Annotated in this window: 15 protein-coding genes and 4 pseudogenes; 10 read left to right on the top strand and 9 right to left on the bottom strand. The window is 35.3% G+C overall.

Annotated elements, in window-relative coordinates; all coding sequences use genetic code 11:
• Positions 1-757 precede the first annotated feature (757 nt).
• The 5 genes and pseudogenes from CEV08_RS08340 to CEV08_RS08320 all read left to right on the top strand — a co-directional run bounded on the left by CEV08_RS08340 (position 758) and on the right by CEV08_RS08320 (position 5724).
• Positions 758-1482: pseudogene (locus tag CEV08_RS08340) on the top strand (hypothetical protein).
• Positions 1483-1561: 79 nt separating this feature from the next.
• Positions 1562-2059, top strand: a complete 498-nt coding sequence (locus CEV08_RS08335; RefSeq protein ID WP_100131170.1) for a hypothetical protein — start codon at positions 1562-1564, stop codon at positions 2057-2059.
• 94 nt (positions 2060-2153) lie between these two features.
• Positions 2154-2830, top strand: a pseudogene (locus CEV08_RS08330) (hypothetical protein).
• Between the two features lie 1955 nt (positions 2831-4785).
• Positions 4786-5229 (top strand): hypothetical protein, encoded by a 444-nt coding sequence (locus CEV08_RS08325; RefSeq protein ID WP_100131169.1) that lies wholly within the window; start codon positions 4786-4788, stop codon positions 5227-5229.
• 72 nt (positions 5230-5301) lie between these two features.
• The gene (locus CEV08_RS08320) at positions 5302-5724 is read left to right on the top strand and encodes a hypothetical protein (RefSeq protein WP_100131168.1); all 423 of its coding nucleotides are present in this window, start codon (positions 5302-5304) and stop codon (positions 5722-5724) included.
• Positions 5725-5753: 29 nt separating this feature from the next.
• Here the strand turns inward: CEV08_RS08320 and CEV08_RS08315 are convergent, their stop codons facing one another.
• From CEV08_RS08315 to ssb, 6 genes are all read right to left on the bottom strand, one after another.
• Positions 5754-6023, bottom strand: a complete 270-nt coding sequence (locus CEV08_RS08315; protein WP_100131167.1) for a type II toxin-antitoxin system RelE family toxin — start codon at positions 6021-6023, stop codon at positions 5754-5756.
• Positions 6007-6234, bottom strand: a complete 228-nt coding sequence (relB, locus tag CEV08_RS08310) for a type II toxin-antitoxin system RelB family antitoxin (RefSeq protein ID WP_007346764.1) — start codon at positions 6232-6234, stop codon at positions 6007-6009. The genes CEV08_RS08315 and relB overlap by 17 nt, the downstream gene beginning before the upstream one ends.
• A gap of 210 nt (positions 6235-6444) precedes the next feature.
• Positions 6445-6771 carry a type II toxin-antitoxin system PemK/MazF family toxin gene (locus CEV08_RS08305; protein ID WP_100131166.1) on the bottom strand — a complete coding sequence of 109 codons (327 nt, stop codon included), beginning with the start codon at positions 6769-6771 and terminating at the stop codon, positions 6445-6447.
• Positions 6768-7025 carry an AbrB/MazE/SpoVT family DNA-binding domain-containing protein gene (locus tag CEV08_RS08300; protein ID WP_100131165.1) on the bottom strand — a complete coding sequence of 86 codons (258 nt, stop codon included), beginning with the start codon at positions 7023-7025 and terminating at the stop codon, positions 6768-6770. Before CEV08_RS08300 ends, CEV08_RS08305 begins: the two co-directional genes overlap by 4 nt.
• Positions 7026-7077: 52 nt before the next feature.
• The gene (locus tag CEV08_RS08295) at positions 7078-7542 is read right to left on the bottom strand and encodes a hypothetical protein (RefSeq protein WP_100131164.1); all 465 of its coding nucleotides are present in this window, start codon (positions 7540-7542) and stop codon (positions 7078-7080) included.
• Positions 7543-7938: 396 nt separating this feature from the next.
• A complete protein-coding gene (gene ssb / locus CEV08_RS08285; RefSeq protein WP_100131162.1) occupies positions 7939-8385 on the bottom strand; it encodes a single-stranded DNA-binding protein in 447 nt (148 codons plus the stop codon).
• A gap of 222 nt (positions 8386-8607) precedes the next feature.
• Between ssb and CEV08_RS08280 the strand changes: the two genes are divergently transcribed.
• The 3 genes from CEV08_RS08280 (at position 8608) to CEV08_RS08270 (ending at position 9558) form a co-directional block, all read left to right on the top strand.
• Positions 8608-8832: an antitoxin MazE family protein gene (locus CEV08_RS08280; RefSeq protein ID WP_012230987.1), complete on the top strand. Its 225-nt coding sequence runs from the start codon at positions 8608-8610 to the stop codon at positions 8830-8832.
• The gene (locus CEV08_RS08275; protein ID WP_100131171.1) at positions 8832-9155 is read left to right on the top strand and encodes a type II toxin-antitoxin system PemK/MazF family toxin; all 324 of its coding nucleotides are present in this window, start codon (positions 8832-8834) and stop codon (positions 9153-9155) included. The genes CEV08_RS08280 and CEV08_RS08275 overlap by 1 nt, the downstream gene beginning before the upstream one ends.
• Positions 9156-9252: 97 nt before the next feature.
• Positions 9253-9558, top strand: coding sequence for a BrnA antitoxin family protein (locus CEV08_RS08270; RefSeq protein WP_100131161.1), 306 nt, complete (start codon positions 9253-9255; stop codon positions 9556-9558).
• A 97-nt stretch (positions 9559-9655) separates the two neighbouring features.
• On the opposite strand, the gene CEV08_RS08265 is transcribed toward CEV08_RS08270, so the two are convergent.
• Both CEV08_RS08265 and CEV08_RS08260 read right to left on the bottom strand, forming a co-directional pair.
• Positions 9656-10114, bottom strand: coding sequence for a hypothetical protein (locus CEV08_RS08265; RefSeq protein ID WP_100131160.1), 459 nt, complete (start codon positions 10112-10114; stop codon positions 9656-9658).
• A 179-nt stretch (positions 10115-10293) separates the two neighbouring features.
• Positions 10294-10500, bottom strand: coding sequence for a hypothetical protein (locus CEV08_RS08260; protein WP_100131159.1), 207 nt, complete (start codon positions 10498-10500; stop codon positions 10294-10296).
• A gap of 48 nt (positions 10501-10548) precedes the next feature.
• On the opposite strand from CEV08_RS08260, the gene CEV08_RS08255 reads away from it, so the two are divergent.
• On the top strand, positions 10549-10899 hold the full coding sequence (locus CEV08_RS08255; RefSeq protein WP_432417143.1) for a hypothetical protein: 351 nt from the start codon (positions 10549-10551) through the stop codon (positions 10897-10899).
• 131 nt (positions 10900-11030) lie between these two features.
• Here CEV08_RS08255 and CEV08_RS10035 read toward each other — a convergent pair.
• Positions 11031-11420, bottom strand: a pseudogene (locus tag CEV08_RS10035) (hypothetical protein); the annotation flags it as partial.
• Here CEV08_RS10035 and CEV08_RS08240 point away from each other — a divergent pair.
• Positions 11416-11826, top strand: a pseudogene (locus CEV08_RS08240) (hypothetical protein); the annotation flags it as partial. The pseudogenes CEV08_RS10035 and CEV08_RS08240 overlap by 5 nt on opposite strands.
• Positions 11827-11918: the final 92 nt, after the last annotated feature.

The following is an 11918-nucleotide window of genomic DNA, read 5'->3' as shown; positions in this document are numbered from 1 at the left end:
CTCTTTAGATGTTTTCATAACAGTCTATAAATCGTAATTATCCTATATCCTATTTATCTTTTCTCTTATGAAAATGAAAAATGATGCCATGGCTATAAAGAACATAACAGTTATAAAGAATGCGTAAAAACAGTAGCTTTGTTTAAATAAAGCAAAAATGCAAATGAATGCATTGGTTATAAGAACGCGGTGCTTATTAAGATAGTTCAAATGATAAATGTGTTATAAACAAAATTCACAAAAAAATTAAAAACAATTTAGTGAAAAAGTAGATAGGTTATAAAGATAAAAATACGCATTATGAGAGCGTTTCTAAATATTATAAATGTATAATTCAAAACATAACGCAATCGTTTCATAAATCCTATAATATAGCTTTAAAAGCATATAAATATAAAAGCAGAAATTCATAAGCATAAGATAACATTAATACACAACGTATTTAAAAAATACAAAAAAATATCAAAAAAAGATAAAATATTATTTGACAATAAATACGTATTTTGTTATATAAATAATCAAGTGATAGAAACACTTAACGATTAGCGGATAGGTTACGAAACAACCTCTCCCATGTCTTTAAAATACTGACTTTCTTTTATGCTGTGATTAGCATATATGATGATTTTGTCGGGTGTAGTTACGCCATACAATACTCTTATGAGAAAAGCGTAACAACGGACTAATCGCCGTGTTTCTAGCGCCCGATGCTCTTATAGGGTGTCAATAGAAACTTTCTAACGATTAGGTTTTAAATATGACAAATATCTCAAAAAACACCCCCATTAATAAGAAAAAAACATCTAAAAAATATGAATTTACTAGTGAAATGGATTGCGTAGCTGGTCATTTCTTATACCGTATACGTGCTTTAAGAGATTTTGGAGATGTTAAAAAGGCGATCTAGGGGGATTTATTGAAAGTGAAAACAACCTCTCTCATGATGGCAATTGCTGGGTCTATGACAATGCTCTTGTTTTAAATCCAGCCCATATTTATGAAAATGCCAAGGTTTTTAATAACGCTATTATAATGGGCTTTGTTTATGGCAATGCTCATATCTGTAATCACGCCCGCGTTTATGCAAATGCTTATGTTTATGACAATGCGCATCTTTCTAATAATGCTTGGGTTTGTGGGCGGGTTTATGGCAATGCAAAATTATCAGGAAATGCGCGTATTTATGGCAATGCCGTGGTTTATGATCATGCTGTTATCAGTGGTGCTGCTAAAATTTATGGCAAGGTTTATGGCAATGCTAGCGTGGGAGGGTATACTCAAGTCTACGGTTCTGTTTATGGCAATGCTAAAGTGACTGGTTATCACACCATTAGAGGTTTGGTGCATGGCAATGCAAGGTTAAAAAGAGATGGTTATTCATATGTCAAACAAAACTTTTACTATGCATATGGGATTCCTGAAGATTGTGAAATTTATGAAAATGATACCGTTGTAAAGATTAGTGAAAATAAAGCTGCTTAAATAACGCTCGGACGCGGCGGGGGCGCCCCCTTTAACCATCTCATTCTAAAATGTAATCTTTTTATAAAGGAATTGTGTTATGCAAAAAAAGTTCGCACTCACAAATGAAACACGTGTATTAGGGAATCATACTCTTTATCGCATTAAAGCATTAAAAGACTTTTCTGATATTAAAGCTGGTGCTTTGGGGGGCTTTATTGAAAAAGAAAGCAATCTTTCACATGATGGCAACTTCTGGGTTTATGATGATGCTCTTGTGTTTAAAAATGGTCATGTTTATGAAAACGCAAGGGTTTATAACAATGCTATCGTTGCTGGTTATATCTATGGGAATGCCCATGTGTATGGCAAGGCTATTATTTATGATAATGCCTATATTTATGACAATGCTAGGGTTTATGAAAACGCTCGTATAGCAAATAACGTGCATGTTTATGAAAATGCCAATATTTACGGCATTGCTATTATTCGTGAAAATATCGGCGGGTCTACTAAAAWAAAAACCTATATTGAACAGCTTTCCCCTTATGGATCATTAGAGATTGTCTGGGTCCAATTAATAAAGCTGTGTAAATGAAAGTACAGGCGCGGCGGGGGCGCCTCCTTTCAATCCAATTTTCCATTCCAAATTTTAGAAAACGTTTATCACATTAGATTGTGAGGGTATCCCTATGTGTAAAAAATATGAATTAACCAGTGAAATAAAAAAATCAAACATGCTCTTACTCGTAATATTATCAACCTTTATCGCATTCGGGCTTTAAAAGATTTCGATGATATAAAGGCGGGTGATTTAGGCGGTTTTATCGAAAAGGAAAGTAACTTATCACATGATGGCAATTGCTGGGTCTATGATGATGCTTGCGTCTATGGTCATGCCCGTGTTTATGACAATGCAAAAATACGGCATTATTCGCAAGTCTGTGGTCTAGTCTATGGCAATGCTGAGGTCTATAGCAAGGCTTTTATCTCTCAATATGCAAAGATTTATGACCATGCCCATGTTTCTTATGATGCTACGGTTTTTAGTTATGCCCGCGTCTATGGTCATGCCAAGGTTTGTGGCTCTGCTTGCATTTATAGCCATGCGAAAATTTATAATTATGCTGTGATTAATGGTCGTGCAAAGATTTATGGCAAGGTCTATGGCAATGCGCGTGTGGGGAGCTCTTGTGAGGTTTATAGCTCTGTTTATGGCAATGCAAAAATCTCACATTGTGCAACGATCTGGGGGCGTGCTTATAGCAATGCAACAATCAATACAAAAAGCAAAGCAAAGTTGGTTCCAAAAAATTGTGAGGTTTATCAAAGCGATAATGTTGTTAAGATTATTGATAAAACAGAATAAAAATAGACATGGGAGCGCCTTCTTTATGGTTATAAACCCATCATAAAAGAGAGAATGCAAAAAAAGCCGTGCCAAATGATATGACGCGGCTTTCAAATGTCTATCCTTATGAATCAACCCTAATCAAAGTAATGACACATATATACAAAACGTATTATATTACAAGCGCTCTATTAGAGATATGAAAACTTATCAAAAGGAATGTAAATGATACGTATGATCTTTAATCACCCTTTTGAATGAGAAAGCCTATAAATGCTTTTCGTTTCTCTCAAACGTATTAATCATAACTCCTCCTTTGTAAGGTGGTCATTTGAAATAAAGCACATGATCAAAATGCTTCTTTTAAAACGTTTCAATATACTGACTTTAAAATTGAGTTGAGTAAATTGAAATAACTTACATTATAAAATCAAAACGCTTTTTAGATTCATCTCAATACAATCAAAAGCAAATGCCTATTAGACTAATGTCTTTTTTAAAACGTTCTTTTTACATCTGTAAACGTTGGTTTTCAAAACAATCTCTCATAAGATAAATAAACAACCGCTTTTATCAAAGGTAAGGCTTTAAAAACTGTTATAAACATCAGTTTCAAACGTTTAAACGTTCACTTAGAGAGGGTCTCATAAGCGTATTTTCACTTTTCTTTAAATGTAACTTTTTACAAATAAGCTGGCTCAATTTTGAGTTGGCAAAATCAACCAGCTCAAATTCGAGCTCGTTATCTTTAGAATAGAGCATTCTTTAAACAATGGCGTTTTGTCTAAAAATTTAGAAAAATTCCATGCCTTATGAAGTTACAGCGGTTTTGAAGTTTGTTTGCTTCTCTTGTCTAAAGAGATGCCCTCAAATTTGAGGAGACTAAAATCACTCAATCCAAATTTGGATTGACCTCGTTTGCTTTCATATCTTTCAATTTATACTCTTAAAACGTTTTTTGCTTGCTTGCGTTGGATCATTCATAAAGGCTTTCAATTTCATAAGATATGACGTTTTGAATTTCATTACCTTGATTTCCTACCCCCATAAAAAAATACCGTGGTTATAAAATCAATCTTGTCTTTAAATCCTTTTATGTAATCTTTTAAATTAAACCCATAAGCTTATGACAGTTTCAAATGATTACCTATAATAGGTAATAAAATATTGTTATAAGAGATATAGATTTTTTGCTCCCCAATTTTGGGAAACAATAATTTTGGTCTTTATACGATTAAACAAACCAATCTTAAAACAAAATGTGATCTTTAAACGTATATTATGGATAATTCCAAACAACTAAATTTTAAACAATGTAATTTGTGCTGTGATAAAAACGTATCATAAAATTTATAAACTGTTATGAATGATATCTGCTTTTCATTTCATTTGAATGCACCCATGCGTTATAATATTTACATCATGATTTCTTTTTATGGTCTATTCATACATGCCAATCCTATATAAAAAATAATCAATTTAAACACGCATAAAAAGATGGATTCTTAAGTGGATTCATATAAAATAAATGCAAACAAACTATTGACTTTATTGTGTTTTTATTTATAATGTGTATTCTTATTTGGTACATCTTTGACACGCCCTTGTCCTGCTTTTGGTGGTATCTGCTTTTTTTTTTAAGTTGTGGAGCCTGCCCTGTATTTTGTGATGTCATAAAATACTTTCTCCAAATAACAAAAAACCCCGCAAAACGCAGAGCTCTAAATCATCATGTCAATTTAACAAAGGAGTTAATGAAAAATTCTCTACTGTAATTTTAGACGCAATTCGACCAGTACAGCAGCGCCATAAAACACTATTTTTCATATCCTGTCAACAAAAAAATCATGATATTGTATATTTTTTTATTTTATTACCTAAATATAGTGTCTTTAGCAACCAACCACTCACAATTGTATTATCTAAACGAATCAATTATATGACTGACAATTAATAAAAAGGGGGGGATTTCAGTGTTATTTTTCAAAAAAGAAGTTTCATATAGAATTAAAAAGACATTTACACTAATTTTGTTTTTACCGTTCTTTGCTATAATTGGCTTTATGATACTGGGTTTTAATCCCTTCGGATTAGACAATCAACAACAAGATAAATTAATTGTACCAATATTTGTAGCATTTGTATCGTATTTTTTGATACTACGTGCATGTGCAAGAGAAGAAAAGCTAAGTTTAAAAGATGAAAATATTGACAGCGCATTTTATGAGCTCTTGTCCCTCCAATTCCAAACAGGATGCTATACAGCTATGGCAGCAGCCTTTGTATTTTATCCTGTATTAGGAATAGCATTTTTAGGAGTATTAATTTTTATTGCTATAATAATAGAAAATTTAGATGAAATTGTAGGGATCGTAGCGATTATAGCATTGATCAAATTTATTTGGAAAATTGTCTAACAGTCAAAATATTTACTAAGCATTTTTCCTTAATCTTTAATATATACTTAAACTCCAGCCATAAAAGAAATAATGAATTATTTATCAGCAAAAAAAATAAGTTACTTATTCGTCATAGTAATCAGTGTGCTTTTTCTTACTGATTACGCCAATAGTGAACTCCCTATTCATTATCAATCTGCTAATATTGAACAAAGTTTATATGAAAGAAGTAAAGTTTTACAAAAGCAATACGAAGCAGAAAAGATTTTATCAGATAGTGGAATTAATCAATATAACATTTCATTTTCCACTGTTTCTGATTATGAAAAACCTCAACGACATATAACATTTGATGATTTCATCATTATAATAGAAATATTCATATTTATTAGTATAATGTCCATCATCATTAACTTACTTTGGCGCTTTAAATTGAAAATTCCCGCTTATTTCTTTTTATTAACAACTGCTCTAATTAGTTGCGCGGTATTACTCCTTTTAATCCTTGATTAAGAACCAAAATATTTTATAAAAGATTTGCCTTAACCTTTATATATATTTTTTCTATGTCCAACAGCCAAAACTAATACGACAAGCTCCTTATCATAGAGTTCACAAAGTATCCTGTAATCTCCTACACGATATCTCCATAAACCTGATAATTGTCCTTTTAAGGGCTTACCTATTACACGCACATCTTCAAGAGGAGCAACGTGTTGATCTAAAAAATCAACAATCCTCCGTGCTTCTTTTTTATTGCATTTTTTTAAAAAACTAAGAGCTTTTTTTTCATATCTAATCGTCCAAGCCAAGCTCTTTCCTCACCTCTTCAGAGCTATAAAAAGTACCCTCTCCCCTTCGAACACGCTCTCTTACTTGTGAAGCTAAATAATAATCCTCCGCTTCCTCTATTCCACGTTCAATAATCTCGCGTAAATAAAAAGACTTTGTACGTCCTGTCTTAGCAGCTAAATTATTCAAACGTGTTTCGAGATCACTTGGCAACCGAATAGATATCGTCATAACGCAGTCCTCATCTTTGTATTCATTGTAATACAAATACAACGAATTGTACAGAAAAACGTTTCACGTCAAAGCGAAAGAAACAACATAAAACATCTACCATTTAGTTTTTTGTCAAAATATTTCTGTAGAGCATTTAGAACAATCCGTAATGAACTTACAAGATGTGGTAATATCTTATCTGAAAGACTGGATCGTACATATAATTGATCAACTAAAGATCGTGACAACCTTCGCTAATACTTCATTCATAATAGCTGTTGGCAAACTTTCTACTTTACGCCCATTGCGCACCACCAAATCGAGAACACGAGGCTGATCGCAACGAATAACACCCCTCGTTCTTGTACCCGTAAGCGGCACTGCAAATCCAATACGGCGAACAAAATTTCCACCACTTATGATCGGCAAAATAACTGGTAAACCTGTTGCTTGATTAAAATCATCAGGAGAAACAATGACGATAGGACGGTACCCACGCTGCTCTCGTCCTTGGATTGGTTCCAAATCTACCATATAGATATCACCACACCTCATATAAGCTCGCCCCCTACAGCAGAGGAATCAACCCACTCACGGTCTTCAGGTGATTGTGGTTGCGAATAATCGGAGGCAGCTAATAACTCAGCCATCGTGTATCGCGGCTGGACTGATGGTCCCACGACAAGACGACCATTATCAATAGCCAAACCAACTTCGGTATTTTCAGTCAAGTGAAGAACATCAAGCAATGCAGGTGGGATGGAAAGCATCACTGATCCTCCAACTTTACGTAATTTTGTTGTGTGCATAAAACGCTCCCTTCAGTATTATATAAAAATATAACACTCTAAAGCCTACTATTCAATAGTCTTTTTTGCGCTTTTGCGTAAAATGTCTATGAAGCGCATTCAGAGCAATCTGCAATGAATTTATAAGATATGGCAACGTTTGATCTTCACTAACAAGATATTGTAGAGCCGCATAAAGATTATACTGTTTATAGAGGCATTGTGTTTCTTTGATTACCTCTTGCATGTTACAAAACTGTTCTGTTGCACGTTCAACCCACTTCTCTCTTGCTTTGTCATCAGAAGATGATGGCATTTCATCATAAACAGCGCTTGGCAAACCTTTTGCACACGAATAGTCATTTCTCACTTCAAGATATTTTTGCGTAGCATCATACTGATCTTGAGTAAGCACGCCTTGCAAACAAAGCCGCCCAACATAAGACCCAGCAAGCGGATTTTTAGCCTCTTCTATGGTCAAGCAGAAGCGTTTAGCACGCATTTCAATTGCCAATTGATTAACGAGTTCACGTGGCATTTTTACTCCTAAGATATGTCCATTTTTTCTTGATTAACGCGCTATTTTTAAGGATGCCCTTGCCTTTTCGTTTTTTCCATTTATCTCTTCCCCAGATGTCTATCTAACACCTTGCCAAATTTTATCTGATGCTAAATCTGTTTCCGTATCCAAAATAAATAACCATGCGGATAAAGAGAGACCTATAATTATAGTTAGCATGCTTATCTTTATTTTATCATTAGCTAGCCCCCAAATGAATACAACCAATGTCAACATAACTACAATGATTATCGCTATCTCAAAACCAGTAGCAGGTACATCATTATGCTTTGATAACAGCATCTGATGATGTATCATGATGTTATTATGTACGTACCATTGTCCCACACTTGACTGATTCATTATCACCACCAATCAGAATGGCATGCTATCATTAAGAGATGCGCCATAATCATCAGCACCTGAAGCGATAGCATAACTTTTAGAAGTGACAGATGAAGAGGACGCAGATTGCTCTTTCTTTGCATCAAGCAAATGCAACTCGCCTTTGAATTGAGGTAAAACAATCTCTGTTGTGTAACGGTCGTGACCATTTTTATCTTGCCATTTACGGGTTTGTAATTTGCCTTCTATGTAAACCTTTGAACCTTTGTGTAGATACTGAAGAGCAATTTTTGCCAAATGCGGATTAAAAACCACAATGGAATGCCATTCTGTTTTGTCTACTTTCTTATTGGTTGCCTTGTCTGTATAGCTTTCAGAAGTTGCCATACGAAAATTGACTATTTCTGCTCCAGAAGTCATCGTTTTGCTTTCGGGATCATCCCCTAAATAGCCAATTAACATCACTTTATTCAGCATGTTTTTTGTTACCTTAAGTTCGTATTTAAATATGCAAAAATCTTAGCAGAGTTTTATTGTTTTTTCAATTATTTCAATAATATATTGTTGATTATTAACATATAACATTATGTTTTATAGCCTTCGGGATAAAAAATTGAATTTCGCGAATTTATTCAAAATTTTGTTTCATGTAACTTTTTTCTATGTTATACGTTACATGAAACATAATGGAGATTTTTTATGGCTACAATGCACGTTAATGAACGCGTTCAAAAACATCGCAACGCACAAAGAAAAGCAGGTTTGCGCTTAATGCAAATTTGGGTACCAGATACTCGTCAACCAAACTTTGCAGAAGAGTGTCGCCGCCAATGTCGCTTAGTCGCAAAAATGGATAAAACAGATACATCTATGCAGTTGTTAATGGATCAATCTTTGATGGATATTGATGGCTGGACAGAATGATGCGTGGATCTCTCGTCACAATAGCTATGCAAGGCGATTTTGGTAAACCAAGACCTGCGTTAATCATTCAAGCCAATCAATTTAATGAACATACAAGCGTAACGGTTTTACCCATTACCAGCACACTTGTTGATGCACCATTACTTCGCATTACTCTCCAACAAGACAGCAAAAATGGTTTACAAAAAACTTCTCAAGTCATGATTGATAAGATTATGACGGTAAGATGTGAAAAAATTAGCCCAGCTTTTGGCTCCATTCATGCAGATAAAATGGTGGAAATTGAACGCTGCTTAGCTGTATTTTTGGGAATAGTAAAATAAATGAGCTCCTCATGTTATTGTTTTGCTATCGGGGTAAGCGCCAAAGTGTTCGATATTATTTCAGCGCGGCGCGCCAACTTGAAAGAGAGGAAACGTTATGAAGAAGAAATTTCGTTATGAGATTGACGTAGGTGATTTATCGCCTTTGACGGATAAACAAAGGATTAAAATTGATGAACTAGCGGCAATGCCGGACAGTGCAATTGATCATAGTGATATTCCAACATTAGATGATGCATTCTGGAAAAATGCTGTTCGTAATCCATTCTATAAACCAACGAAAACTATCACAACAGTGCGTGTGGATTCAGACGTATTAGCATGGCTTAAGAGTCAAGGAAAAGGTTACCAGACGCGGATTAACGCCATTTTACGTGATGCTATGCTTCGTTCAATGCGTTGACCTCTCCCTCCTCTAAAAAGCAAGGATTAGAGAGTTATATTAAAAAACTAAGCCGCTTTTACAATTGGTCTTGCTAAAATTTGTTTTGCTTCTTTGATTAATGTTTTGTATTTTGTTTTCTTTTTTTGTATCTACTCAATTGAATATCAAGTGCTTTTTCTAGTTCACGGTCCATTTCATCACAAGACAATGGGTAACCTCTCTCACCATCATCTGTAATCTCACAAATCAGTGTATCTTGACCGTGCCTTTCTATCTTCTTATTTGCACTGTCTATCAACGCTTCATAACTCAATATACTTTTCGGAACAGCACACCCATAAACCCATGCTTTTACTTGCGCTTTGGTGCTAAAATCTGCCTTTTCTGGTATGGTGTAATACTGACCACCGTCAAACTTTTCACACTCTCTTGTGCCGTCTTCATATTCGTAGAGGTTGTAAAAATACTCTGCTGCTCCGTCTCCCCAAGGGACATACCCAACAGCTGTTGCGATAAACTTTTTTTGCACCGGCTGTTTACGTTTTTTAAAGAATCTTCGTTTTAATATTTTCATGTTTTAACCTCTATTTTTAGCAATAGGTTAATTTACCTTAAATTTGACCATACAGAGCTTTTTATATTACAGATGTTTTTCATCATAAAATCTTTAAATCGCTTTGTAAGATGCCTTTTTGTCGATTTAAATGCATATCTAATCTCAAAACTATCAGTACTTTTCACTACTTTGCTGTTTTAAGCTGCTTTGAAACTGCTACTGTCATGATGCTCTTGGCTAGGCTTGCCTATTCTCGCGAATGAGATGCGCTTGCCTCCCAATGCCTTGTTGCGCGTATTTTCAACAGCGATAAAAACTCTCTTAGTTAGTTCATAAAGCCCGCTTTCTAAAGCGCGACAATACTGCGCAAGATCAGCACAAGAGGGAACAAAGGTTGTTGACATGCCTTTGGCTTCTCCACGTGGGATAAAAATACAAAAGATGCTTGTGGTATGCTTAGGGATGCTAAGCATGATGCTAATGATGCTCTAAGCAATGCTTGTAGCAATGCACAAGCAATGCTTAATGATGCCAACCACAACCACATATATAATAAAAAAAATAAAACTATCGTTTTATCAAAAAAAGAAATTGATTCTGAAAATTTAGAAACAAACGATTTGGTTGAAGAGCCAATCGAGGTTGATGCTCTCAAAAGCCAATTAGATCAAATCGAAACGGGTGTAGATAACCAACCATCCCTTCACGAGCAAGAAAACGTTCTCAAAAAAGCCAAGCGGTCTAAAGCTAATCGAGGCTGTCGATTGCCTGAAGACTTTGAACCCGATGGACAAGATTTTTAACAGCTTGCAACAAAGACCAGAGTGAAATGCCGTTAAGAGCTGTGATATAAGCCTTTGCACGTGCCTCTGGATTTGAAACTTTTTGCATTGTCAAACCGCTTTCAAGAACATCAAGAGCCTCTGCAATATCCTCAACAGACGCTTTCAAGGAAAGTAAGTTTTGGACTGTCTGATAAGCTTCTAAAGCTTGTTCCTCTAGTGCTGGTGTCAATTTCATGCCACGGATCAAGGTCCAAGGATACTCCAGTGTTACATATTCTGCCATCTGTTGCATGGCGTTTTGTAGAAGCATCACTAAGCTATGTTGCACCGATAAGGTTACGGATTGCCTCTCCGGTACCACCACAAGTTCTTTTATTTTTTGAAAAGTTTCCATTGTTTCCACCATTTTTGTTCGTGTTTTTTGTTTTTTCTAAATCCTCGACAGCCTTTCGCACCCAGTTACGCCACGTTGTTTGCCAATCTGTTTTGGTTGCATTTGCTCCAGCTTTTGAACGCCAATAATCTCGAAACTTTGCGATTCGAGGCTGTCGATTGCCTAAAGACTTTGAACCCGATTACGATTTTGCACTTGCAGAGGGCTTGCCTCCAGAGCGTGTGAAAGTCGAAATCGCAAAGTTTCGAGATTACTGGCGTTCAAAAGCTGGAGCAAATGCAACCAAAATCGATTGGCAAGCAACGTGGCGTAACTGAGTGCGAAATTCAAAAAATTACAAACAAGGAGAAAATTATGGAAAACAAACAAATTCCCAAACAGGACAATAGCGCGGTCGTGCCTATAGAATTACACAACATATGTCCGATTTCAAAAATGCAGACAGTCCGTACAAATTTTTGTTCGAGGATGATGCAAAATCCTCCATTCCATTGGTTAGCGGGCAAAAAGCCATCACCTGCAGAAGCGGAGAGAATTATCTCGTTGGGTAATGAAGCTTTGCAAATGCTTGATGAAAAAGCTTCTGAGGAAGAAATAAAAGCGATGTTTCTCATACCTCATACTTTCTGGTGGGCTTAAAAGC

This window comes from Bartonella tribocorum (genome assembly GCF_002778015.1).
GTDB classification, from domain to species: Bacteria; Pseudomonadota; Alphaproteobacteria; order Rhizobiales; family Rhizobiaceae; genus Bartonella; species Bartonella tribocorum_B.
The sequence above is the reverse complement of the archived record's forward strand: the minus strand, read 5'-3'. Positions and strand labels throughout refer to the sequence as shown.

What these genes read in the sequence shown, in the direction of transcription:
- CEV08_RS08280 (WP_012230987.1), top strand. Translation starts at nt 8,608, where the DNA reads ATGGCTACAATGCACGTTAATGAACGCGTTCAAAAACATCGCAACGCA.
- CEV08_RS08305 (WP_100131166.1), bottom strand. Translation starts at nt 6,771, where the DNA reads ATGAGGTGTGGTGATATCTATATGGTAGATTTGGAACCAATCCAAGGA.
- relB (WP_007346764.1), bottom strand. Translation starts at nt 6,234, where the DNA reads ATGACGATATCTATTCGGTTGCCAAGTGATCTCGAAACACGTTTGAAT.
- CEV08_RS08300 (WP_100131165.1), bottom strand. Translation starts at nt 7,025, where the DNA reads ATGCACACAACAAAATTACGTAAAGTTGGAGGATCAGTGATGCTTTCC.
- CEV08_RS08260 (WP_100131159.1), bottom strand. Translation starts at nt 10,500, where the DNA reads ATGTCAACAACCTTTGTTCCCTCTTGTGCTGATCTTGCGCAGTATTGT.
- CEV08_RS08295 (WP_100131164.1), bottom strand. Translation starts at nt 7,542, where the DNA reads ATGCCACGTGAACTCGTTAATCAATTGGCAATTGAAATGCGTGCTAAA.
- CEV08_RS08320 (WP_100131168.1), top strand. Translation starts at nt 5,302, where the DNA reads ATGAATTATTTATCAGCAAAAAAAATAAGTTACTTATTCGTCATAGTA.
- ssb (WP_100131162.1), bottom strand. Translation starts at nt 8,385, where the DNA reads ATGCTGAATAAAGTGATGTTAATTGGCTATTTAGGGGATGATCCCGAA.
- CEV08_RS08275 (WP_100131171.1), top strand. Translation starts at nt 8,832, where the DNA reads ATGCGTGGATCTCTCGTCACAATAGCTATGCAAGGCGATTTTGGTAAA.
- CEV08_RS08255 (WP_432417143.1), top strand. Translation starts at nt 10,549, where the DNA reads ATGCTTAGGGATGCTAAGCATGATGCTAATGATGCTCTAAGCAATGCT.
- CEV08_RS08270 (WP_100131161.1), top strand. Translation starts at nt 9,253, where the DNA reads ATGAAGAAGAAATTTCGTTATGAGATTGACGTAGGTGATTTATCGCCT.
- CEV08_RS08265 (WP_100131160.1), bottom strand. Translation starts at nt 10,114, where the DNA reads ATGAAAATATTAAAACGAAGATTCTTTAAAAAACGTAAACAGCCGGTG.